Source organism: Roseibium sp. MMSF_3412 (assembly GCF_030733265.1).
Lineage (GTDB): Bacteria > Pseudomonadota > Alphaproteobacteria > Rhizobiales > Stappiaceae > Roseibium.
Window position 1 is genome coordinate 87,903 of record NZ_JASHJI010000014.1, and the last position, 20,619, is coordinate 108,521.

Below are 20,619 nucleotides of genomic sequence, written 5' to 3' on the forward strand. Positions count from 1 at the left end.
TTACCCCTCGATCTCGCCGTTTACTTCGTGCTCAAGGCCGATTTCCTCGATCGTCACGACAGCCTTGACCTTGTATTTCGTGCCTGCTGAAGCACCGGCTTTCCTGACCGCATCCTCGATCGCCTGCTGCGAGGTCACGCCGACCTGTTTCAGGAATTTTCGCATGGACATGTTGAATTCGTCGCTCATCTTAACCTCTCTATAAGCAGCGTGTGAATTGACGGCTCAATGATTTCCCCCCTAAGCTGCCCAACAGCAACGTGAGGGAGGAGCGCGTGTGCTGCCGATTTATATTCGCAGTCCTGATAGGACTGTTTGTTTTTGCAGGGCCGGGCGTGACGGGCGAGGCATCTGCCAAGACTTTTCGCCTGAGTGCGCCGGATGATCTTGTTGCGAGCGGGTTCCTGAAACACCTGCTGCCGCGATTTTCGTTGAAAACCGGCATTCGCATTGAAATCGTGCCGGAGACCGAAACCGCCGAGGCGGCGTTTTCGACGTCCAATGCTGGAACGCCGGCCTTTGCGGGTATCGACAGGGACTGGTACCTCGGCATCGCGGACGCCGGCAACGAGCATGTCGTCCGTTTCGAGGAATGGCTGATCAGCGATGTCGGCAAAAAGACAATCGAGTCATTCAAGCCGGAGAGCGGGCAGGTGTTCGCAGCGGCGGTCGCCAAGCCGAAGGAAGCCGTTTCCGAGGCAATTGACGGTGACGTCGTCTCCGGTGAGAAACTGGCTGTGGTCCATTGCGGCCGCTGCCACATGGTGAACGAGGCAACGCGGCTGACCACGATCGGCTCTTCGCCTTCCTTTGCCGTCATGCGGAGCTTTTCAGACTGGCGCGCACGGTTCGAAGCGTTCTTCGCCCTGAACCCGCATCCGTCGTTCACGCAGGTCGACGGTGTGACCGAGCCGTTCGACATCAGCCGACCGTCTCCGATTGCGCCGGTGGAACTGACGCTGGACGATCTCGATGCAATCCTTGCCTTCGTCTCACGGATACCGCCGGCTGATCTGGGCGCGCCGATCCAGTACCAGTGATCGCGTCTTGCCTGTGTCAATGGTCGCGCCGCTTGCTGATGTAATCGTCGGTGGTGCGGACCTTTGGACGCTCTCCCATGGCAAACGGATTGTTTTCCGAGTGATAGACCGCATTGACGCGGCAGTCGTCGCACATCTGAATGAGTTGCGCCGCATTGTTGTCCTTGAACATGCCGTGCTTTCCGGCGAGTTTTTCTGTCATGCGCTCCACCATCGAGCGCACACCGAAGGGCTTGCCGCATGAGATACATTCGAACGGCTCTTCTTCCTTGAGAACGATCGGCGTCAGCGCGTCGTCGGCAAGGTTCAGGCGGGGGGTAAGCGAAAGCGCGCTCTCCGGACAGATATTGGTGCATATGCCGCATTGAAGGCAGGCATCTTCCTGGAACCGGAGCTGCGGCATATCCGGGTTCTCCTTGAGCGCGCCTGACGGGCAAAGAGAGACACAGGACAGGCAAAGCGTACAGCTGTCCAGATTGATGTCGAGCGCGCCATAGGGTGCCCCGGCAGGAAGGGTGATCGGTTCCCCGCCGGTGTTAAGAGCCCTGGCGGCAAGCCGCGTCACCTGCCTGCGCGAACCGACGGGCAAAATGGGCTGCACGGGAAGGGCGTCCGGTGCATCCCGGCGCAGCAGCTCATCGAGCTGTTCCGGATCGACCGGTTCAACCAGGCTGACCCTTTCTTCACCTGCAATGGCGGCAGCAAGCTCCGCCTGGAAGACAAGGCCGTCCTTTTCCGTGCCCGGAGACAGGAGCAGGGTTACAGACTGGAAACCGCTCGCAAGGGCCGCCAGCATCTCGGCATGGCCGAAACCTGCCAGCGCGTCAATCTGAAGGGGAATGACATCGCCCGGAAGACCTTTGCCGTAGCGTGCGCTGAGCCGAATCATGTCCAGGCCGTGGCTTGCATCATGGACCAGGAGGCGTGGACTGCCCGTTCCGAGCTTGCGCCAGGTTGAGGCGAGCGTCTGGATACGCTTGAACACATGATCAACCGGCGGCGCGTCATAGGAGATCGCACCGGAAGGGCACACGGCGGAACAGCTGCCGCAACCGGCGCAGACCATGGCGTCCACTGCCACATGGTCGCCGGCAGGTGTGATCGCACCCGTCGGGCAAAGGTTCAAGCAGCGCGAGCAGCCGGGCTTCTGAGCGCGTGAGTGGGCGCACAGATCTTCGTTCAGTTTGATGTAGATCGGCTTCTCGAAGGTGCCGATCAGCTGCGAAGCATCCATGAGCACCTTGGTACGTGCTGCCGCGTTGCCGGGGTCCGCGCGCAGATAGCCTTCGCGCTTTTCCGGTGCGGGAAAGAGCGGCTGGGACCCACGGCGCAGATCGACGATAATGTCGCAGCCGGTGCGCCCGCCATCGCGCGGCTCGGTCCAGTTGAAGGCACCGCGTCCGCCGGGAATGCGCTCCTGCAGCGCATCGAAGGAGAGTTTGAAGTCGCCAAGCGCACCGGTCGCACCCTTGAGGCGTCCGCGGACAATGTCGAACCTCCGGTCGTCGGAGACCGGCAGGTCCGCGTCCGGATCGAGAAGCACAGTGACGCTCAAGGTTTCGCACAAGAGTGTTGCGGCCTCGATCGCATCGTCCGTGTCTCCGAGAATGATGCTTGTTCCCGCCGAAGAGACGTCAACAACCTTTTCGCCAGGGTGCGGCAGGAGCGCGTCGGCAATGAGCGCTGCCATCTTCGGGCCTGGATCGCTGCTGCCGTCGTGCCATCCGGCGCGGTCCCGCAGGTCGACGAACAGCGGTTCTTCGGTTTCGATGTCGGCGGCGATTTCCTGGAAGATGCTCTGTTCCTGACCGCAGGCGATCATTACACTGCCCGACCGGATGGCGTCTTCGGCAATACCGGCTTCGGCCCGGCAGAGTTCTGAATAAACCCTCGAGCAGGAAACGCCGGACGCTTCCTCCAACCGTTCCGCGTCGATCGCCTGGCTCTTGCGGCAATCGCACAGCAGAAGCTTCATATCTGTCATTCTTGTTGCGTCCTCTCCCGGGACCGCCAGTCCCGGTTTCTCCCCACCGGATTCGCGCATGTCCGGCTACCATATCAAGGGCGTATGCCGCATCAGGTCAAGTTCGACTTCCGCCGGACTTGAAATTTCTGCAACTTGCTACAGCATGTAGGGTAGAAAACGCGGTCGATGATCCGCGGGTGGGAGGAAGTCCGCAGTGACAGTTGAAAGAACGCGCTCGATGCCTGTCGGCGTCGTCGTCAGAAGATTGCCGGGCGTGACGAGGTGGCAGAAATGGAGCTGGAGGCCCGTTTCTCTTTTGCCAGGCGCAAAAGCCGCTGACTGGGAAGTGATGCGACAGGAGGGCGATGCGGTCGAATATCACGCTGCGACGCTGAATCTCGAGCTCTACCGCACGGATACCGAGGCTTATCTCACCGCTCTATCGGACAAGGTGCCGTCCATTTATGTGATCATGCGCCCTGCCGAGGAGGTGGACCGCGACGTGCCCATGGATGTCATGCTGCTCACGGCGTCCGCCTATGAAGGGCAGGACTATGCCGATACGAGCGATGTCATGGTGGAGAAGGTTCCGATGCCTCCCGGATTGATCGCCTGGATCCGCGATTTTGTCGAACTTCATCACGAGGACGAGATTTTCATCAAGCGGAAACGCGACAAGAAGCGGATCGACCTGAAGGAAGACGGTATCGGGGACGCCCGTATCCGGCAAATCAGCGACGTTTACCGTGCACCGGGCCGCAAGCCGAAGGACACATTGCAATGAGCGGCGGCAGTCAGGACGAGACGGGCGGCGATTTCTGGTCGCGCCGCAAGGCGGCGGTGCGCCAGGCGGAGGAGGCCGAACAGGCTCAGGAGCAGGCTGCCCTGGCCGCAGAAGAGCGTGCCGCGCTGGAAGAAAAGAGTGATGAGGACATTCTGGAGGAACTCGGGTTGCCGGACCCGGAGACCCTGACGAAGGAAGACGATTTTTCCGGGTTCCTGTCGGCAGCGGTGCCGGAGCGAATCCGGCGGCGCGCTCTCCGCAAGCTCTGGGGCCTCAATCCCGTTCTGGCGAATCTCGACGGTCTCGTGGACTATGCCGAGGACTACACCGACGCCGCGACCGTCGTGGAGAACCTTCAGACCGTCTACAAGATCGGCAAAGGCATGCTGGAACAGTTTGCCGACGTTGATGATGAAACCGAGCAAACGCCTGAGTTGAAGCCTGAAAATCTTTCCGAAAAAGAAGAGATTTCAGAAGAAGACAAGGTTCTGGAAGAAAATGTTGCGGCGCACAATGATTATGTTGAAAATGAAGAAACACCTGTGCAATTGACGCAAGCAGATAACGTAGCGCAATCTCAGGAAAAGCATGAGATCCAGGTAGATCCGCAAGAATCGGAAGCTGAAAAAGTTGAGTTCGACTTTCAGGTTACACGTCGACGCTTGCGGTTCGACTACAGTTGATACTAAAGTTGAATGTAAGAGGCGCGCCAAAAAGGTGAGACTGGTGAGCGCACGAGGGAGGAAGATCGCGGATGTCCGCAGCGGTCACGGAATACGTCATCGATCCTGAAGATCAGGCTCGATCAGAACTCTATGATTTTATCGGTCTGTTGCTGGTCAAGCCGGCAGACGCCTCCCTGTTGAAACAAGTTTCAGGTCTCACCGCCGATGATACGACGCTTGGCAATGCTCTCGGAGTGCTTGCGAAGGTCGCTTCCGTAACGTCGGCGGAGACCGCTGAGCGTGAGTTCAACGCTTTGTTCGTTGGCCTCGGGCGTGGCGAGCTTCTTCCCTATGCAAGTCACTATCTTACCGGTTTCCTGAACGAAAAGCCGCTCGCCAACCTGCGCGCCGACATGGCAAAGCGCGGGATCGGACGCGCCGAGGGCACACACGAGCCGGAAGACAATATCGCCTCTCTCATGGAAATGATGGCGGGCATGATTGTCGGCCGCTTCGGCAAGGTCACTTCCGTAGCGGAGCAGAAACAATTCTTCCAGGATCATATCGAGCCCTGGGCAATACACTTTTTCGCAGATCTTGAAGCGTCGAAGACCTCCGTATTCTACGGGGCCGTCGGCGCCTTGGGACGGCAGTTTATGGAGATTGAGGCCGAGGCCTTCGGTATGCTGCCGAATTAAACTTCACGTTGGCAATTTAAGCGGCCGCGGGCCGCTGCAAGGAGAGGAGGATTGCAACGATGAAAAAGCCCGATCAAGCGGTGCCCCGCGAGGGTTCTGGCCGCCGGGACTTCCTGAAACTGGCGGCCCTGTCGGCCCCTGTAGCCGTGGCCGCGACAGCGGTTTCCGGCACCGCTCAAGCAGCGGAAGTGGATCTTACATCCGAGAAGATGCAGGACACAGCGCACACACGCGCCTACTTCGACAGCGCCCGGTTCTGACCGGACCCTGAACTTCACACCCGGCCTATGGTTGCGTGACGCCCGCTGGCCGGTTCGCTGAAAACCAACCCAGCAGTATCGATTCCGATACAAGCAAGGTAGGGCAATATGCTTAGGAAAAAGACCAATGGGGTTGCGCGACGCCCCCAGGGTGCAAGTATCCTTAGAGACGCTGCACACAAATCGGTAGACCGCCGGACATTCCTGAAGGGATCCGGTGTCGCCGCAGGTGGCCTGGCCGCCATTACCGCTACTGGCGGTACCGTTACACAGGCACAGGCCCAGTCTGCGGACGAAGCCGTCAATCTCGTAAAATCCGTCTGCACACACTGCTCCGTCGGCTGCACCGTGATCGCCGAAGTGAAGAATGGCGTGTGGACCGGCCAGGAGCCGGGATGGGACAGCCCCTTCAACCTCGGTGCGCATTGCGCCAAGGGCGCCGCGGTCCGCGAACACGCCCATGGCGAGCGCCGGCTGAAGTACCCGATGAAGAAAGAGGGCGGCGAGTGGAAGCGCGTCAGCTGGGATGAGGCGATCAACGCCATCGGCGACCAGATGATGCAGATCCGCGAGGAAAGCGGACCGGACAGCGTCTACTGGCTCGGCTCGGCGAAGCACAACAACGAACAGGCCTACCTGTTCCGCAAGTTTGCCGCCTACTGGGGTACGAACAACGTCGACCACCAGGCCCGTATCTGTCACTCGACAACGGTTGCCGGCGTAGCCAACACATGGGGCTACGGCGCCATGACCAACAGCTACAACGACATCCACAATTCCAAGGCCATCTTCATCATCGGCGGCAATCCGGCTGAAGCTCACCCGGTTTCGCTGCTGCACGTGCTGCGGGCCAAGGAGCAGAACAACGCTCCGGTGATCGTGTGCGATCCGCGCTTCACGCGCACCGCCGCCCACGCCGATGAATATGTGCGTTTCCGTCCCGGCACGGACGTGGCCCTGATCTGGGGCATTCTCTGGCACATTTTCGACAATGGCTGGGAAGACAAGGAATTCATCCGCACCCGTGTCTGGGGCATGGACCAGATCCGCGAAGAAGTCGCCAGGTGGACGCCTGACGAAGTCGAGCGTGTGACCGGTACCCCGGAAAGCCAGCTGAAGCGCGTCGCGCGGACGCTCGCCAACAACCGTCCGGGCACCGTGATCTGGTGCATGGGCGGTACCCAGCACACCAACGGCAACAACAACACGCGTGCCTACTGCGTGCTGCAGCTTGCCCTCGGCAACATGGGCACCACCGGTGGCGGAACCAACATCTTCCGCGGCCACGACAACGTTCAGGGCGCGACCGACCTTGGCGTTCTCAGCCACACCCTGCCTGGCTACTATGGCCTGAGCGCAGGTGCGTGGGGCCACTGGGCCCGTGTCTGGGATGAAGATCCGGACTGGCTGAAAGCCCAGTTTGCGACCGTGAAAGGCGCTGACGGCAAGGAAAAGAGCCTTCAGAACCTCACCGGTATCCCGGTCAGCCGCTGGATCGACGGCGTTCTGGAAGATCCGGCAAATACCGATCAGCCGAACTCTGTCCGCGCGATGGTTCTCTGGGGTCACGCCCCGAACTCGCAGACCCGCATGACGGAAATGAAAACCGCGATGGAAAAGCTGGATATGCTGGTCGTGATCGACCCCTATCCGACGGTTTCCGCGGTGCTTCATGACCGGACCGACGGCGTCTACCTGCTGCCGGCGTGTACGCAGTTCGAGACCCGTGGTTCCGTGACCGCGTCGAACCGCTCGCTGCAGTGGCGCGACAAGGTCGTCGAGCCTCTGTTCGAAAGTCTGCCGGACGAGGTCATCATGGCCAAGTTCGCAAACAAGTTCGGCTGGGGCGACAGGCTGTTCCGCAACATCGAAATGGACGATCCGGAAACACCGAACGTCGAAAGCATCACCCGCGAATTCAACAGCGGGCTGTGGACGATCGGCTATACCGGGCAGTCGCCTGAGCGCATCAAGTCGCACATGGCGAACCAGCATACGTTCGACCGCACAACGCTGCAGGCTGTTGGCGGACCGAATGACGGCGAATACTACGGTATGCCGTGGCCTTGCTGGGGCACCGCCGACATGAAGCACCCGGGCACACCCAACCTTTACGACATGTCCAAACCTGTCGCTGACGGCGGTCTGTGTTTCCGTGCACGCTTCGGCGTCGAGCGGGACGGCGACAACCTGCTTGCCGACGGTGTCTCGAACCCCGGTTCGGAAATTCAGGACGGTTATCCCGAGTTCACGATGCAGATGCTCATGGACCTTGGCTGGGATGGCGATCTGACCGACGAGGAACGGGCATCGATCGAAGCGGTTGCCGGGCCGAAAACGAACTGGAAGACCGACCTTTCCGGCGGCATCCAGCGCGTTGCGATCAAGCACGGCTGTGCACCCTTCGGTAACGCGAAGGCCCGCGCCGTCGTCTGGACGTTCCCGGATCCGGTGCCGCTGCACCGCGAGCCGCTTTACACCAACCGCCGCGATCTGGTGGCCGACTATCCGACCTACGAGGACCGGAAGTTCTACCGCCTGCCGACGCTCTATGCCTCTATCCAGAAGCAGGACTTCTCGAAGGATTATCCAATCATTCTGACGTCCGGCCGCCTGGTGGAATATGAGGGTGGTGGTGATGAGACACGGTCCAACCCGTGGCTCGCCGAACTTCAGCAGGATATGTTCGTTGAGATCAATCCTCGCGATGCCAACAACCTGGGTGTGCGCGATGGTGCGCAGGTCTGGGTCGAAGGCCCTGAAGGCGGCAAGGTGAAAGTCATGGCAATGGTGACCGAGCGGGTCGGAGAAGGCGTTGCCTTCATGCCGTTCCACTTCGGTGGTCATTACCAGGGTGAGGATCTGAGGTCCAAGTATCCGAAAGGTGCCGACCCCTATGTCCTTGGCGAAAGCTGTAACACCGCTCAGACGTATGGCTACGACTCAGTGACCCAGATGCAGGAGACGAAAGCGACTCTCTGCAAGATCTCGGCCGCGTAAGGAGGAGACGCAATGGCTGCAAGAGCAAAATTCCTTTGTGACGCTGAGCGATGCATTGAGTGCAATGCCTGTGTCACGGCTTGCAAAAACGAAAATGAAGTGCCGTGGGGGATCAATCGCCGCCGGGTCGTGACCATCAATGATGGCAGCCCGGGCGAACGGTCGATCTCCGTGGCCTGCATGCACTGTTCGGACGCACCCTGCATGGCGGTGTGCCCGGTCGATTGTTTCTACCAGAACGAAGAAGGTGTGGTTCTTCACTCGAAGGACCTGTGCATTGGCTGCGGCTACTGCTTCTACGCCTGTCCGTTCGGCGCCCCGCAGTTCCCGCAAGCCGGGAACTTCGGATCGCGTGGCAAGATGGACAAATGCACCTTCTGTGCAGGTGGTCCGGAAGAAAACAACTCGACTGCCGAACGCGCGAAATACGGTGCGAACCGTATTGCAGAAGGCAAGCTGCCGCTTTGCGCGGAAATGTGCTCCACCAAGGCCCTGCTTGCAGGTGATGGCGACGTCGTGTCCGCTATCTACCGTGAGCGCGTGGTTGCCCGTGGCTTCGGCTCCGGCGCCTGGGGCTGGGGCTCCGCCTACGGTCAAAGGGGCGGGTAAACCGGAATGGATCCGGCGGCGGTGGAGAACCTTTGCCGCCGGAACATCCCGGTCCCTCTTGAAATCTGAACGGGGCGGCAGACATGCCGCCCTCTTCATCTCTGCTAGGCTCTACGCTGCACAAGGAATGAGGATCCGGCTATGAAACGCTTGGTTTTGGCTGTTGTTGTTTTGCTGGCATTTCTGTCCCCGGCACTTGCCCAGGAACAGCCCCAGGAGCCACCGCAGGCCGATCGGAGCGCGACCGGAGGCGCGCAGACGCTCGAAGACATCATGAAGCGTCAGCGCGGCGAGGCGGTCGATTACGATTTCAGGCGCAACGCCACCGGGGACCCGAACTCGGCAGCCGGCATGACCAATCAGCTGGGAACACTGGGCGGGGTGTCCGATCCCGAACTCTGGCGCGCCCTGCGCTTCGGGTCTGCCGATATCACGGTTTCGTCCGGCGGCAAGGAAGCCACCGTGCTGATGCAGGACGGGGGGATGCGCTGGCTTGAGATCCGCAACGGACCATTGAAGACCTACGGTGCCTATCTGCTTGCCGGCACGCTTGCCTTCCTCCTCCTGTTCTATCTGCTCCGCGGCCGGATCCGGATCGACGGCGAAAAGACCGGCCAGACAATTACCCGCTTCAAGATGATCGAAAGATTCGGGCACTGGCTGCTCGCCGGCAGTTTCATTTTGCTGGCTGTGACGGGTCTGATCGTTCTCTTCGGGCGGATCGCCATCATTCCGCTGCTCGGCAAGGATGCCTATGCCCCGATCGCGCTGGCGTCCAAGTGGGTCCACAACAACGTTTCCTGGGCATTCATGCTCGGTCTCTTGATGATTTTCGTCATGTGGGTGGTGCACAACATACCGAACAAGACGGACCTGAAATGGATCGCGGTCGGCGGCGGACTGCTGAAAAAAGGCGTTCATCCTCCAGCGAAGAAATTCAACTTCGGTCAGAAAATGATCTTCTGGGGCGTGATTGTTCTCGGTGCATCGATTTCCGCCTCGGGCATCTCGCTGTTGTTCCCGTTCGATTTCCCGATGTTCGCCAAGACCTTCGAAATCCTGAACAATCTCGGGCTGCCGCAGTTGGTCGGGCTCGGTACCCTGCCGACCGAACTCGCGCCTCACGAGGAAATGCAATACGCCCAGCTCTGGCACACGATCGTGGCCTTCCTGATGATCGCGATGATCCTGGCGCATATCTATATCGGGTCGGTGGGCATGGAAGGTGCCTATGATGCCATGGGATCCGGCGAGGTCGAGCTGCAGTGGGCGCGTGAGCACCACGGGCTGTGGGTCAAGGAAGTCGAAGAGGCACAGCAAAAGTCCGAAGCCCCGACCAAAAACGCGGTTCCTGCTGAGTAGGGCAGAAACGGTGGTTCTGGGTTTGAAATCCGCCTCGGTGTTTTTCCGGCGAAACAAAGTGCAGAGCCGGGGCCAGGTTCCTGGCCCGGCTAGCATTGCGGTTTCCGGGTGGCTGCGCGGCTCTGACGGCGCTTGGTCTGCCGTTCGGGACGCGCTTGGGCCCCGGATCTCTGCGAGGTCGTCCGGGGCGGTGGCCATGTTCCTGTCCCTGTTTGTCTTCGATCCCTCATCCGCCGCCGATTTCGAGACGCTCAAGGGGCATGGCGGCCCCGTCATGGACATCACGGTGTCCAGAGACAGCGGACGTGTGGCAACGGCAAGTTTCGACAATGCGGTCGGGGTCTGGTCGGGCCGGGAACCGGACTGGCTGGACGGACACGAAGCCGCGGTCAAGGTGGTGCGCTTCGTCAACGACGATCTCGTGGTGTCGGCCGGCGACGACAACGCCCTGATCCTGTGGAACCTTGAAGACGGCTCGCAGAAAAAGCTTGAAGGCCACACGGCGAAGGTCATGGGACTCGCGGTGTCTCCGGACCGCACGATGATCGCCAGCGCAAGCTGGGATGCGAAAATCGGCCTGTGGCCGGTAGATGGCGGCGCACCGACATTCCTGAGCGGTCACAGTGCCGGCGTGAACAAGGTCGCGTTCTCAGCGGACGGGGCCTGGCTCTACTCTGCCTCCGTCGACGGCTCCATCATACTCTGGGACGTTGCCGCCAAGGCCGAAAAACGGGTCATCGTCCGAAACGGCTTCGGTGTGAACGTGCTGGCACTCGGTGGCAAGAACAGCAACGAGACCTGGGTGGCCTACGGGTCGCAGGATGGTGTCACCCGCATAGTTGACATTGAAACCGGTGACCGGCTGCACGATTTCACGCTGGAGCGGCGGCCCATTCTCGCCATGTCTCTCAGCGAGGACGGCAAACGGCTGGCGACCGGAGACGGGCATGGCTTTATCACCGTTTTTGACACGGAATCATGGTCGATTGAGTCCGACTTCAAAGCCGCCCTGAAGGGACCGATCTGGGCGCTCGCCTTTTCAAAGGATGGCGAAGTTCTGCATGCCGGCGGGATCGAGGATATCGTCTATTCCTGGCCTGTTGCCGGTCTTGGAAAGTTCGATCCGATGGCGAAGGAAACGCCCAATTTCCTGCGCAAGCCTGAACAGATGTCCAACGGCGAACGGCAGTTTGCGCGCAAATGTTCCATATGCCACGCCCTGACGGAGGGCAGTGCGCGCAAGGCGGGACCAAGCCTTTATGAGGTGTTCGGACGACGCGCGGGGACGCTGCCGGACTACCCCTATTCGAAAACCCTGACCGGGTCTGATATAGTCTGGACCGAGGAGACGATCGACCAGCTGTTTCTGGATGGCCCGGATCACTTCATCCCCGGTTCGAAAATGCCGATGCAGGTGATCGCCAAGCCCGAGGACCGGACCGACCTGGTCAATTATCTGAAAGCGGCGGCCGGCTCGCAAAACAAGAACGGAGAAACACAATGAGAGCTATGTTGGCGGCCTTTGCCGCAATCGTGGTGATTTCGATCGGCGCGAGCCAGGTTCTCGACCGCGCAGGTTTCTCCAGCGCCGAACAGGGCAGCAGTTCCTCCGTACGGCTGGGAGAGTAGACCTGTCCCGCTGCCTGGCAGCAACACGTTACGCTTTACATCATCGCGCCTAGCGATTTTTCCGTGAAGACCCGGATATAGTCGCCGGGCGAAGAACCTGCCCAGAAGACCCACAGGCGATTGGGATTCTGACGGTCGACCCAGACCCGGTCGCCTGGCTCCAGCCCGCGCAGTTCGGTACTTATGTAGTTCACATCGTTGTTCGCGAGGAAATCGGTTGCCGCCATCGTGTCCTGAAACGCGGCGATCCCCAGAACGGGTGCATCGAAGTCAACGTAGCCATAGTGGACGCCTGCAAAACTGTCGAAGAAGACATAGTGGCTTGCGATGGTTTCGCCTTGCCGGATGATGCCGTTGTCTCCTCCGAAATCGACCCTGATCGGTTCCGTCAGAACAATGTTCTGGTCCTCATCGAATGCGTAAAGATTGTCCGTGTTGAAGTTATCGGCACCGACGCTGAAAGGCGTACTCGTGTCCAGAAGAACAAACTTGCCATTGCCGCGCTGATCGACGATTTCGCCGCCCAGAACGACGGCCATTGCGGGGCTTGCACAAATCAGCGCAAGACCTGCCGGGATGAGTTTCTTCAGCATGCCGCCTCCAACCAGAATGGAAGCAGCATGCCGTATCGGCGCGGACGTCAACAAGCGCGAACCGGTCACAGTCTCGTGTACGAAGCTGGCTCCGCTCCGGTCGGTTCAACCGATGTCAGCTGGAGCCGTCATTGGCATTCGGGAAGAACAGCTGCTGGCCGTCGACCGTGTAATCCGCGATTGCCGCCTGGCCTTCTTTTGACAGCAGCCAGTCGGCGAACACCTGGCCCATTTCGGCCTTCACGTGCGGATGCACCTCGGGGTTCACCACGATCACGCCGTACTGGTTGAACATTCGCGGATCACCTTCAACCATGATTTCGTGCGTCGCCTTGTTTCCAAAAGCGATCCAAGTCGCCCGGTCTGTCATGACATAGGCATCCATGCCGATGGCGGTGTTCAACGTGGATCCCATGCCTGACCCGGTTTCCCGGTACCAGGTCCCCGACGAAGCGGCTGCATCAATGTTCGCGGCTTTCCAGAGCCGGAGCTCCGCCTTGTGTGTGCCGCTGTCGTCACCGCGCGAGGCGAACGGCGTCTCGCTCTCCGCGATCTTTGGCAAAGCGTCGATCGCGTCACGGCTGCCCCTGATACCAGCCGGGTCGGAGGCGGGCCCGACAATCACGAAGTCATTATACATGACATCGGCGCGGGAGATGCCGAACCCGTCGGCAACGAATTTTTCTTCGGACGGCTTTGAATGGACCAGAAGCACGTCGCCGTCTCCATTGACGGCATTGCGGATCGCCTGACCCGTGCCGACAGCGACAACCCGGACTTCGATCCCGGTCTTGTCCCGAAAGGCGGGAAGAATATGGTCGAAAAGGCCTGAATTCTGGGTCGACGTGGTCGATTGAATGATGATGAACTTCTCATCGGCAATCGAGGCGGAGACAGTTACCGCCGCGAGAACAATGGTTGCGAGCGCAAGGCTCATCAGGCGTCTGATCAAAATGTCCTCCTGGAAGTTTCCGCCAGAGTTCGGGTGTTGGGACCAAGGTAAAGTCTGCCGTCATGCCATGCGCGTGCCGGTTCGCTTTGAGGGGTGTTCAGAACCTGATGGGCAGAACCGGTTTCCGCGACAACGCCATCCTGGAGAAAGATAACGTCCTCGCCGAGGCGATGCGCCTGACCTGTGTCATGGGTAACGAGAACGATCGTGACGCCGCGCGCATTTGCTTCCAGCACAAGGGTTTCGATCGCTGCGGTCGAGGCCGGATCGAGATTGGCCGTCGGCTCGTCGAGAAACAGGAGGTCGGGGTCACAGGCAAGCGCCCGGACCACCGCCAGCCGTTGCTGTTCTCCGCCGGAGAGAACGCGCGCGGGCCGTTTTGCAAGATGATCGAGACCGGCAGCGGCAAGGGCGTCGTCGATCTTCCTTGCACGCTCGGAACCGCGCAGTCCACGCACCGACAGGGCAAATTTGAGATTGGCAAGAACGGACCGGCGCAACAGGACCGGGCGCTGAAACACCATGGCCTGCGCCTGCCGGACCTGTTTTGTAAGCGGCTGTCCCTGCCATGAGATCATGCCTTGCTGCGGCTGGATCAGCCCGTGGAGCAATCGCAGAAGCAGGCTTTTGCCAGCGCCGTTCGGTCCCATGACAAGGGTTCGCGATCCTTTTCGGATCGACACATCGACACCATTCAGAAGCCGCTGGCCGCTTGCTTCGAACACAAGCCCGCGTGCTTCCAGAAGCGGCTCGGGTGTCAGCAACTGACGCGGAGCGGAGGGTGCGGCGGGCATATCGAAACCGGCGTCACGCATAGGCGGCCCTCACGGCCGAGGCCTTCAGGGCCATGACGCAGGCGGTCACCGTAAAGGCGATTGCCAGCAGAACGACACCAAGTGCGAGGGCGAGCTGGAGGTTTCCTTTCGAAGTTTCCAACGCGATGGTCGTTGTCATCACGCGGGTCACGTGGTTGATGTTGCCGCCGACGATCAGGACCGCGCCGACTTCGGCGACCGCCCGGCCGAACCCGGCCAAGGCGACGGTCAAAAGGCTGTAGCGGGCATCCCAGAGCAGGGACAACAACCGGTCCAGTGCACCGACCCCGAGCGATGCAAACTGTTCGGCGTATTCGCGGTTCAGGTCTTCGACCACCTGCCGCGTCAGCGCGGCCACGATGGGTGTGACGATGATCATCTGGGCGATGATCATTGCGCTCGGCGTATAAAGCAGGCGAAGCGGGCCGAATGGACCGGAGGCCGACAGCATCAGGTAGACGACAAGACCGACCACGACCGGCGGCAATCCCATCAGCGCGTTCAGCGCGACTGTCAGAAGCGTTCTGCCGGGAAACCGGAAAACCCCGACGGCAGCGCCAAGCGGCAGTCCGATCAGGCAGGCGAAAAAGACGGCCGTGAGGGTCACCCGCATCGACAGGCCGATGATTTCCAGGAGATCCGGATCAAGTGCGAAGACGAGGGCGAATGCCCCGCCAAGGACGCTCCAGAAACCGTCCATTTATGCTTTTCCTCCCAAGCTTTGGGAAAAAATAGCGTAAAATGCACAAAAATCCAACTCAAACCTGGCGCGAAGACGAACTCGGGTGCGACTTGTCGGTACGCGAAGACGCCGTGGCCTGACGGCGTTATGCAGCGCCCTGTTCTTCGAGCACTTTCCTGGCAACCCGGAAGCACTCCAGGGCCTGCGGCACACCGCAATAAATGCCGACCACGTGGATGATGGCCTGGATTTCCTTCTTGGAGACGCCGTTGTTGATGGCACCCCTGCAATGGATTTCCCACTCGGTCATTTTGCCGAGCGCGCCGATCATCGCGAGGTTCATCATGGAGCGGGTCTTGGGGTCGATGACGTCGTCACCCCAGCCGAACCCCCAGCACCAGGCGGTCATTGCCTCCTGAAACGGGCGTGTGAAATCATCCGCCTTTGCCAGATTGTTTTCGACATATTCGGCGCCGAGCGTCGCCTTGCGCTGCTCCAGTCCCTTTTCGAACAGATCCTGATCCATCTCTTACCTCAGTTTGATCGCGACATTTTTCGTTTGAACGTAGTTGAGCAGCGCTTCGCGGCCCTTCTCGCGACCGTAGCCGGATTTGCTGAAACCGCCAAAGGGGGTCTCGACGCCGCCGGCGTACCATTCATTGACGAACACCTGGCCGGCACGAAGTGCTCTGGTCGCCCGCATGGCGCGGTCGATGTCGGACGTGAAGACTCCTGCGACCAACCCATACGGTGTTCCATTGGCGATCCGGATGGCCTCTTCCTCGGTGCAGAACTTCAGGACAGACAGAACCGGTCCGAAGACCTCGTCGTTGGCGATCGTCATCTCGGGCGTGACGCCTGTCAGTACCGTCGGTTCGAGAAAGTAACCCGGCCGGTTCATCCGCCGTCCGCCGGTGGCGGTGCGGGCACCGTCGCGTTCGGCCTTTGAAACCATTCCGGCCGCGCGCTGGCACTGGCCTTCGGAAATCATCGGGCCCATGTTTGCGCCAAAATCCGGAAACCCGAGGCCGTCGCCGACATCGAGGTCTTCCGCCATGGCAACGATGCCGTCGACCAGCTTGTCGTGAATCCTTTCGTGCGCGACGACGCGCGACATCGCCGAACAGACCTGGCCGGCATTGAAATAGATGCCCCAACGGACATCGGAGAGAAAAGCATCCAGATCGGCATCATCATGGACAATCGCGGCGGACTTGCCGCCGAGTTCGAGCACACAGGGCACCACGTTCCGTGCCGCAGCCGTTGCGATGGCTGTTCCGGTCTGAACCGAGCCGGTGAAGACGATCTGGTTGACGCCGGGGTGGGCCGTCAGCGCAGCGCCGGTGTCCTTGCCCAGTCCGCACAGGATATTGAGCGCGCCGTCGGGCAGGCCGCAGGCGAGCGCTGCATCTGCAAAATACCGGTTGGTGAGCGGGTCGAGTTCGGGTGTCTTCACGACAACGGAACAGCCGACGGCAAGCGCGGCTGACAGTGAGCGAGCCGTCATTTCCATCGGGTAGTTCCAGGGAATGATCTGGGCGGAAACACCGAACGGTTCGTGGGTCGTGAAATCGAAGTAGCCGCCGCCGAGCGGGATGGAGCGGCCTTCCATTGTTTCGGCCTGGTTCCCGTAATATTCGAAGTAGCGCGCCGCGCCTTCAAGTTCGAGCCTTGCTTCCCAGAGCGGCTTGCCGGCTTCGCGCGTCAGGATCGGCGCGATCTCGTCGATCCGGTCGAGAATGTACTCTCCCATTTTTCGAACGATGCGGCCGCGTTCCACGGGGCGAAGGTCCGACCAGGCGCCATTTGCACTGAGGGCCTCGGCCGCCGAAACCGCGCGGTCGACATCGCCCTCGTCCGCAATCGCCTGGTCCGCGACCCGCTCACCGGTCGAGGGATCGAGAACCTCGATATGTCCAGCGCCACCTTCGCAGTAGTCGCCGTCAATAAAGTTGTGCCAATAGGCCGGGATATCCGTCACTTTGCCCTGATCCTGTAGGAATGAAGTCTGTCGTAGTGGGGTTTCATGCGCCGATGGACATGACGCACGCGTTCTGGCGCATCGTCCAGTTCAACGTAGCGCCGTTTTTGCGGCCGGAGACCGGTCGAGTTCCTGAGATTGGCGTGGAAGGATCCGCCGTCCCACCAGCTGTATTGTGCCGTGTCAGCCCCCGCTTCCCAGGTGAGAGCATCGGCAATGAAGGGAATTCCGACCGCGTTGCAAAACGCTCTTACCGTGCCGTCCGGGTTTTCCAGAAGGTCGTCGCTGTCGATGACCGGCGGGGCCTTGCCGTGCAAGGCGTGAAGCAGGTCGAAAAGCGCGCGCTGTTCGGGAAAGCCGACCTCGGCACTGTCGAAGTCGGGCCACTTGTCGTACATGGAGGTGATCGTGAGCGCGGGATCTCGGATCAGGAAAGCATGCGTAAAATGGGACAGGAACTCTTCGTCCCACATGTGGCTGACATAATGCGGGAAGTCCTTGATGAAGACCGGACCAGCCTCGGCCCGCGTCCGGATGTCTTCCCAAACACTCTCAAGGGTCAGGCCCGGCGTGGTCTTCTCGCCCGGCCGCCATCTCGGCCAGAGGGGATTTGCGCCCTGGTACCACGCTTCGCCGAACGGTTCGTGCAGGCAGTCCAGATCGCCGCGCTGGCGCATCATCCATTCAAAGGCGGTCGAGGTCGAGCGGGGCACCGCCCAGAGCGCAACGATCTTATGCATTGAGCCTCTCCAGCAACTGTCCGTGCCTGCCTTCCGGCGCCAGCTCGAGCGAGCGGAAAATTCGCCAGTAAAGGGCGGTGTCGTGCGCGATGACTGGTTTGCCAAGCTGCTCTTCCAGATGCGGGGTCAGATGCAGCATGCGCTGCGGCTGGTTATTTTCCCCGGTCCGGAAGTTGACCATGCCGTTGGCAAGGTAGGCATCGGCACCTGGCGCCTTGTCGGCAACAAATTCGAAGCTGCGCCGGGCAAGATCGCCGTCGAAGATCCACCTCTTGCGGTTCACGTCCTCCTGGTTCTTGAACCAGCCCTGGTCGACAAAGTTCCCGGCCCACAGGACGTCGAAACCGGCTTCCTTCAGGAAGCCGATCGTTCCCTGCCACCATTCCGGCCAGTGATAGACCGCATTGAGAGCAACCTTTTCGACATTCATTTCCCGCAGCGCCTCGACCATCGCGTAGCCTGCCATGTGAAACGCAAGGCCGTGTTTGTCGCTCAGCCGCGCGCAGAAATCGGCAATACCCTGAACACCCTTGCCGGAGGCGTGCACCCAGTTTGAACCGACCTGTGCGCAGACATCGGCGCCATTGTTGGCCATGACCGAGGCGAACTCCTCCAGCATGGCAAAGTTCTGCGTGCGCTGGTCGAGCCGGTGCCGGTAGTCGGGCACATGAAGCATCCAGCCGTGGACACCGACACTGCCGGGGGCAATGCGCAGGAAATCGCTTGGGGCGGCGTCCCAGTCATGGGGCGGGCAGGTGAAACCGACCTGATGCGGAAACAGTTTCTGCTCCTCGGTCCATTCCAGCGGCATGCCTTGCGCATCGGACCCGGTCGCGGACATCAGGCTTCCCGCATCCAGTTCTGAAGCGCCTTGACGGAATGTTCCGAGTTCACACCGCAGGCCGGGTCGAGCACCAGTGGACCAGGGTTGTAGCCGCGGCTGCGCAACCCCTTCTGGACGGCCTCGACCAGGTAGATGTCCTCTTCCACGGTTGTCGAGCGGTCCTGAACGGCGAGCCGCCGGATCGTTTCGCTGTCGACGCCGTCAATGGTGTACCAGCCGCGCCAGACGATCACATGATCGACGTCGACCGCGCGCCAGTGATAGGTGTTCAGGATGTTGCCCGGATAGACCTGAAACGAGAACAGCGGCCAGAGGAACCACGAGGAATAGTCGCCGGCGTGTTCGTTGGCCTCCAGATCGATGTCGTAGGTCATCCTTTCCAGGTTCTGGCATTCGGTCGTGTGCCGGAGACAGTATCCTTGTGGCTGGATGTCATAGGTCTCGGGCTTGACCACACCGGTCGCGAATGTGGGGTGGTTTATGGGGCAGTGATAGCATTCCGAATAGTTTTCGACCGAGACCTTCCAGTTGCAATTCTCGGCAATTTCGACCCATTCAAGGGGTTTCAGACGGTCGATCTGCGGAACGAAGGCGCGCAGTTCCTTGCGCACGTTCGGAAACCAGTCGTCCATCGGTTTTGCATCCGGGTCGAGGTTGACGAACAGGAAACCGCAGAAGTCTTCGATGCGGACCGATGTCAGGCAGATCTTGCTGCGGTCGAAGCCGGGAACCGAGCGGACATTGGGGCCGGAGCGCAGGCCGCCGGTCAGTTCGTAGGTCCAGCTGTGATAGGGGCAGACCAGCAGCTTGGTGTTGCCTTCGCCCTGTACCAGCTGATGTGCGCGGTGCTGGCAGACATTGTAGTAGGCCCTCAGCACGCCGTCCCTGTCGCGCAGGCAGATGATGCTCTCGTCGGCGATATCGACGGTGAAATAGTCACCCGGCTTCTCGAGCTGGGAGATATGTCCGGCGAATTGCCACGTTCGTGCCAGCAACCCGTCTTTTTCCCGTTTGAAATGGTCGGGGTCCGTGTAGTAGCGGGCTTCGAGCGAATGGGTCAGCTGGCTGTGAACGTTCATGAGCGGTCCTTCCACTCTTCCTGATAGAGCCCCATCTTGTGGCGGCGGGTGTGAAAACGGTCGATGCTGGAAATGACGTCTTCGGGCGCGTCTGCAATGACGAAGGCAAGCAGTGTTTCCAGGAGCGCAATCGTCGAGACGGACGAGGGAAAGAACTGCGGCGTTTCCGCATCGACGACGAAGGCATGGTCGCTGCCGACGACAATGGGCGAGGCCGGGCTGTCGGAAATGGCAACGATGGTGAGCCCCTGTTCCCGTGCCGTCTCCACGGCGGCGATGACATCCGTGCGGTAGGGTTTGCAGGTCATCGCGACGAGCACGTCCCGCTCGTCCGCGCGGGCCAGATCGTCCGTCGCAACGGACCCCATTCTTGGAATGGTCCAGATCGTGTCGACCGCCATGTCGGCAAGATAGGTAAAGTTGCGGGCGTTGGAATTGTTGACGCCGACGCCGAGGACATAGGTATGGCGCGCATTCACGATGGCGTCGGCTGCCGCCTTCATTGCATTGGCATCGGTCGCAGCGAACGTGTTCTCGATATTGGAGATGGCGCAGGCGGCCATTTCGGCAAAGAGCGCGCCCAGTTGGCCGCCCTTGGCGAGCGACTGCAGCCAGCGGGCCCGGTCCGGAAAATCAGTCCCGCGGCTGCGGATTGCCTCGCGAAACGGGTGGCGGAAATCCTCATAGCCGTCGAAGCCGACCGAGCGTGCCATGCGCACGAAGGTGTTCGGTTTGACCCCTGCCGCATCGGCGATTTCGCGGATCGAACTGACGCCGACATCGTTCGGGTTTTCAAGCACATAGCTCGCGGCCTTGCGCAGTTCCGGTGTCAGGTCTTCAAGCTCCGACGCAAGTTCGTCGAGTACAGCCTGCGGGGCTTTCAAATCAGATTTTGGTACATTCATATCATTCATGATTGA

22 protein-coding genes are annotated in these 20,619 nt (G+C 60.4%); 10 read left to right on the plus strand and 12 right to left on the minus strand.

All coding sequences use genetic code 11. The features are described 5' to 3' along the window. Entirely contained in the window at positions 1-189 is a 189-nt protein-coding gene (locus tag RBB49_RS21235) for a DUF6494 family protein (protein ID WP_306144900.1), read from the minus strand. A 146-nt stretch (positions 190-335) separates the two neighbouring features. Between RBB49_RS21235 and RBB49_RS21240 the strand changes: the two genes are divergently transcribed. Continuing rightward, a complete protein-coding gene (locus RBB49_RS21240; protein ID WP_306144901.1) occupies positions 336-1,040 on the plus strand; it encodes a hypothetical protein in 705 nt (234 codons plus the stop codon). Between the two features lie 16 nt (positions 1,041-1,056). Here RBB49_RS21240 and RBB49_RS21245 read toward each other — a convergent pair whose 3' ends face one another. Beyond that, positions 1,057-3,024: a 4Fe-4S binding protein gene (locus RBB49_RS21245; RefSeq protein ID WP_306144902.1), complete on the minus strand. Its 1,968-nt coding sequence runs from the start codon at positions 3,022-3,024 to the stop codon at positions 1,057-1,059. Positions 3,025-3,220: 196 nt separating this feature from the next. Here RBB49_RS21245 and RBB49_RS21250 point away from each other — a divergent pair, with 196 nt between their 5' ends. The 9 genes from RBB49_RS21250 to RBB49_RS21290 all read left to right on the plus strand — a co-directional run bounded on the left by RBB49_RS21250 (position 3,221) and on the right by RBB49_RS21290 (position 12,013). Next, positions 3,221-3,790: a DUF3305 domain-containing protein gene (locus tag RBB49_RS21250; RefSeq protein ID WP_306144903.1), complete on the plus strand. Its 570-nt coding sequence runs from the start codon at positions 3,221-3,223 to the stop codon at positions 3,788-3,790. Then, entirely contained in the window at positions 3,787-4,473 is a 687-nt protein-coding gene (locus RBB49_RS21255) for a DUF3306 domain-containing protein (protein WP_306144904.1), read from the plus strand. Before RBB49_RS21250 ends, RBB49_RS21255 begins: the two co-directional genes overlap by 4 nt. Before the next feature lie 71 nt (positions 4,474-4,544). Further along, on the plus strand, positions 4,545-5,153 hold the full coding sequence (locus RBB49_RS21260) for a molecular chaperone (RefSeq protein WP_306144905.1): 609 nt from the start codon (positions 4,545-4,547) through the stop codon (positions 5,151-5,153). A gap of 59 nt (positions 5,154-5,212) precedes the next feature. Beyond that, positions 5,213-5,413 carry a twin-arginine translocation pathway signal protein gene (locus RBB49_RS21265; RefSeq protein WP_306144906.1) on the plus strand — a complete coding sequence of 67 codons (201 nt, stop codon included), beginning with the start codon at positions 5,213-5,215 and terminating at the stop codon, positions 5,411-5,413. Between the two features lie 108 nt (positions 5,414-5,521). Further along, positions 5,522-8,413: a formate dehydrogenase subunit alpha gene (locus tag RBB49_RS21270; RefSeq protein WP_306144907.1), complete on the plus strand. Its 2,892-nt coding sequence runs from the start codon at positions 5,522-5,524 to the stop codon at positions 8,411-8,413. A 12-nt stretch (positions 8,414-8,425) separates the two neighbouring features. Further along, complete coding sequence (gene fdh3B, locus RBB49_RS21275; protein ID WP_306144908.1) at positions 8,426-9,022, plus strand: formate dehydrogenase FDH3 subunit beta; 597 nt, start codon at positions 8,426-8,428, stop codon at positions 9,020-9,022. 141 nt (positions 9,023-9,163) lie between these two features. Continuing rightward, on the plus strand, positions 9,164-10,384 hold the full coding sequence (locus RBB49_RS21280) for a formate dehydrogenase subunit gamma (RefSeq protein WP_306144909.1): 1,221 nt from the start codon (positions 9,164-9,166) through the stop codon (positions 10,382-10,384). 196 nt (positions 10,385-10,580) lie between these two features. Further along, positions 10,581-11,888 (plus strand): c-type cytochrome, encoded by a 1,308-nt coding sequence (locus tag RBB49_RS21285; protein ID WP_306144910.1) that lies wholly within the window; start codon positions 10,581-10,583, stop codon positions 11,886-11,888. Beyond that, positions 11,885-12,013: a hypothetical protein gene (locus tag RBB49_RS21290; protein ID WP_306144911.1), complete on the plus strand. Its 129-nt coding sequence runs from the start codon at positions 11,885-11,887 to the stop codon at positions 12,011-12,013. Before RBB49_RS21285 ends, RBB49_RS21290 begins: the two co-directional genes overlap by 4 nt. A gap of 35 nt (positions 12,014-12,048) precedes the next feature. Here the strand turns inward: RBB49_RS21290 and RBB49_RS21295 are convergent, their stop codons facing one another. The 10 genes from RBB49_RS21295 to RBB49_RS21340 form a co-directional block, all read right to left on the minus strand. Continuing rightward, positions 12,049-12,606 carry a hypothetical protein gene (locus RBB49_RS21295; RefSeq protein WP_306144912.1) on the minus strand — a complete coding sequence of 186 codons (558 nt, stop codon included), beginning with the start codon at positions 12,604-12,606 and terminating at the stop codon, positions 12,049-12,051. Positions 12,607-12,721: 115 nt separating this feature from the next. Further along, positions 12,722-13,558, minus strand: coding sequence for a substrate-binding domain-containing protein (locus tag RBB49_RS21300; protein WP_306144913.1), 837 nt, complete (start codon positions 13,556-13,558; stop codon positions 12,722-12,724). After that, on the minus strand, positions 13,555-14,373 hold the full coding sequence (locus RBB49_RS21305; RefSeq protein WP_306144914.1) for an energy-coupling factor ABC transporter ATP-binding protein: 819 nt from the start codon (positions 14,371-14,373) through the stop codon (positions 13,555-13,557). The genes RBB49_RS21300 and RBB49_RS21305 overlap by 4 nt, the downstream gene beginning before the upstream one ends. Next, positions 14,366-15,073, minus strand: coding sequence for an ABC transporter permease (locus RBB49_RS21310; protein ID WP_306144915.1), 708 nt, complete (start codon positions 15,071-15,073; stop codon positions 14,366-14,368). The genes RBB49_RS21305 and RBB49_RS21310 overlap by 8 nt, the downstream gene beginning before the upstream one ends. A 127-nt stretch (positions 15,074-15,200) precedes the next feature. Next, complete coding sequence (locus RBB49_RS21315; protein ID WP_306144916.1) at positions 15,201-15,581, minus strand: carboxymuconolactone decarboxylase family protein; 381 nt, start codon at positions 15,579-15,581, stop codon at positions 15,201-15,203. A 3-nt stretch (positions 15,582-15,584) separates the two neighbouring features. Beyond that, positions 15,585-17,036 (minus strand): aldehyde dehydrogenase family protein, encoded by a 1,452-nt coding sequence (locus RBB49_RS21320; RefSeq protein WP_306144917.1) that lies wholly within the window; start codon positions 17,034-17,036, stop codon positions 15,585-15,587. Further along, on the minus strand, positions 17,033-17,776 hold the full coding sequence (locus RBB49_RS21325; protein ID WP_306144918.1) for a hypothetical protein: 744 nt from the start codon (positions 17,774-17,776) through the stop codon (positions 17,033-17,035). The genes RBB49_RS21320 and RBB49_RS21325 overlap by 4 nt, the downstream gene beginning before the upstream one ends. Next, positions 17,769-18,617 carry a hypothetical protein gene (locus RBB49_RS21330; RefSeq protein WP_306144919.1) on the minus strand — a complete coding sequence of 283 codons (849 nt, stop codon included), beginning with the start codon at positions 18,615-18,617 and terminating at the stop codon, positions 17,769-17,771. The genes RBB49_RS21325 and RBB49_RS21330 overlap by 8 nt, the downstream gene beginning before the upstream one ends. Continuing rightward, on the minus strand, positions 18,617-19,699 hold the full coding sequence (locus tag RBB49_RS21335) for an aromatic ring-hydroxylating dioxygenase subunit alpha (RefSeq protein ID WP_306144920.1): 1,083 nt from the start codon (positions 19,697-19,699) through the stop codon (positions 18,617-18,619). The genes RBB49_RS21330 and RBB49_RS21335 overlap by 1 nt, the downstream gene beginning before the upstream one ends. Continuing rightward, complete coding sequence (locus RBB49_RS21340; RefSeq protein ID WP_306144921.1) at positions 19,696-20,604, minus strand: MurR/RpiR family transcriptional regulator; 909 nt, start codon at positions 20,602-20,604, stop codon at positions 19,696-19,698. The genes RBB49_RS21335 and RBB49_RS21340 overlap by 4 nt, the downstream gene beginning before the upstream one ends. Between the last annotated feature and the right edge of the window lie 15 nt (positions 20,605-20,619).

Excerpts from the sequence above, each read along its gene's own strand:
- RBB49_RS21260 (WP_306144905.1), top strand. The coding sequence starts at position 4,545 with ATGTCCGCAGCGGTCACGGAATACGTCATCGATCCTGAAGATCAGGCT.
- RBB49_RS21330 (WP_306144919.1), bottom strand. The coding sequence starts at position 18,617 with ATGTCCGCGACCGGGTCCGATGCGCAAGGCATGCCGCTGGAATGGACC.
- RBB49_RS21340 (WP_306144921.1), bottom strand. The coding sequence starts at position 20,604 with ATGAATGTACCAAAATCTGATTTGAAAGCCCCGCAGGCTGTACTCGAC.
- RBB49_RS21285 (WP_306144910.1), top strand. The coding sequence starts at position 10,581 with ATGTTCCTGTCCCTGTTTGTCTTCGATCCCTCATCCGCCGCCGATTTC.
- RBB49_RS21280 (WP_306144909.1), top strand. The coding sequence starts at position 9,164 with ATGAAACGCTTGGTTTTGGCTGTTGTTGTTTTGCTGGCATTTCTGTCC.
- RBB49_RS21270 (WP_306144907.1), top strand. The coding sequence starts at position 5,522 with ATGCTTAGGAAAAAGACCAATGGGGTTGCGCGACGCCCCCAGGGTGCA.
- RBB49_RS21310 (WP_306144915.1), bottom strand. The coding sequence starts at position 15,073 with ATGGACGGTTTCTGGAGCGTCCTTGGCGGGGCATTCGCCCTCGTCTTC.
- RBB49_RS21265 (WP_306144906.1), top strand. The coding sequence starts at position 5,213 with ATGAAAAAGCCCGATCAAGCGGTGCCCCGCGAGGGTTCTGGCCGCCGG.
- RBB49_RS21255 (WP_306144904.1), top strand. The coding sequence starts at position 3,787 with ATGAGCGGCGGCAGTCAGGACGAGACGGGCGGCGATTTCTGGTCGCGC.
- RBB49_RS21235 (WP_306144900.1), bottom strand. The coding sequence starts at position 189 with ATGAGCGACGAATTCAACATGTCCATGCGAAAATTCCTGAAACAGGTC.
- RBB49_RS21325 (WP_306144918.1), bottom strand. The coding sequence starts at position 17,776 with ATGCATAAGATCGTTGCGCTCTGGGCGGTGCCCCGCTCGACCTCGACC.
- RBB49_RS21245 (WP_306144902.1), bottom strand. The coding sequence starts at position 3,024 with ATGACAGATATGAAGCTTCTGCTGTGCGATTGCCGCAAGAGCCAGGCG.
- RBB49_RS21290 (WP_306144911.1), top strand. The coding sequence starts at position 11,885 with ATGAGAGCTATGTTGGCGGCCTTTGCCGCAATCGTGGTGATTTCGATC.
- fdh3B (WP_306144908.1), top strand. The coding sequence starts at position 8,426 with ATGGCTGCAAGAGCAAAATTCCTTTGTGACGCTGAGCGATGCATTGAG.
- RBB49_RS21305 (WP_306144914.1), bottom strand. The coding sequence starts at position 14,373 with ATGCGTGACGCCGGTTTCGATATGCCCGCCGCACCCTCCGCTCCGCGT.
- RBB49_RS21335 (WP_306144920.1), bottom strand. The coding sequence starts at position 19,699 with ATGAACGTTCACAGCCAGCTGACCCATTCGCTCGAAGCCCGCTACTAC.
- RBB49_RS21295 (WP_306144912.1), bottom strand. The coding sequence starts at position 12,606 with ATGCTGAAGAAACTCATCCCGGCAGGTCTTGCGCTGATTTGTGCAAGC.
- RBB49_RS21315 (WP_306144916.1), bottom strand. The coding sequence starts at position 15,581 with ATGGATCAGGATCTGTTCGAAAAGGGACTGGAGCAGCGCAAGGCGACG.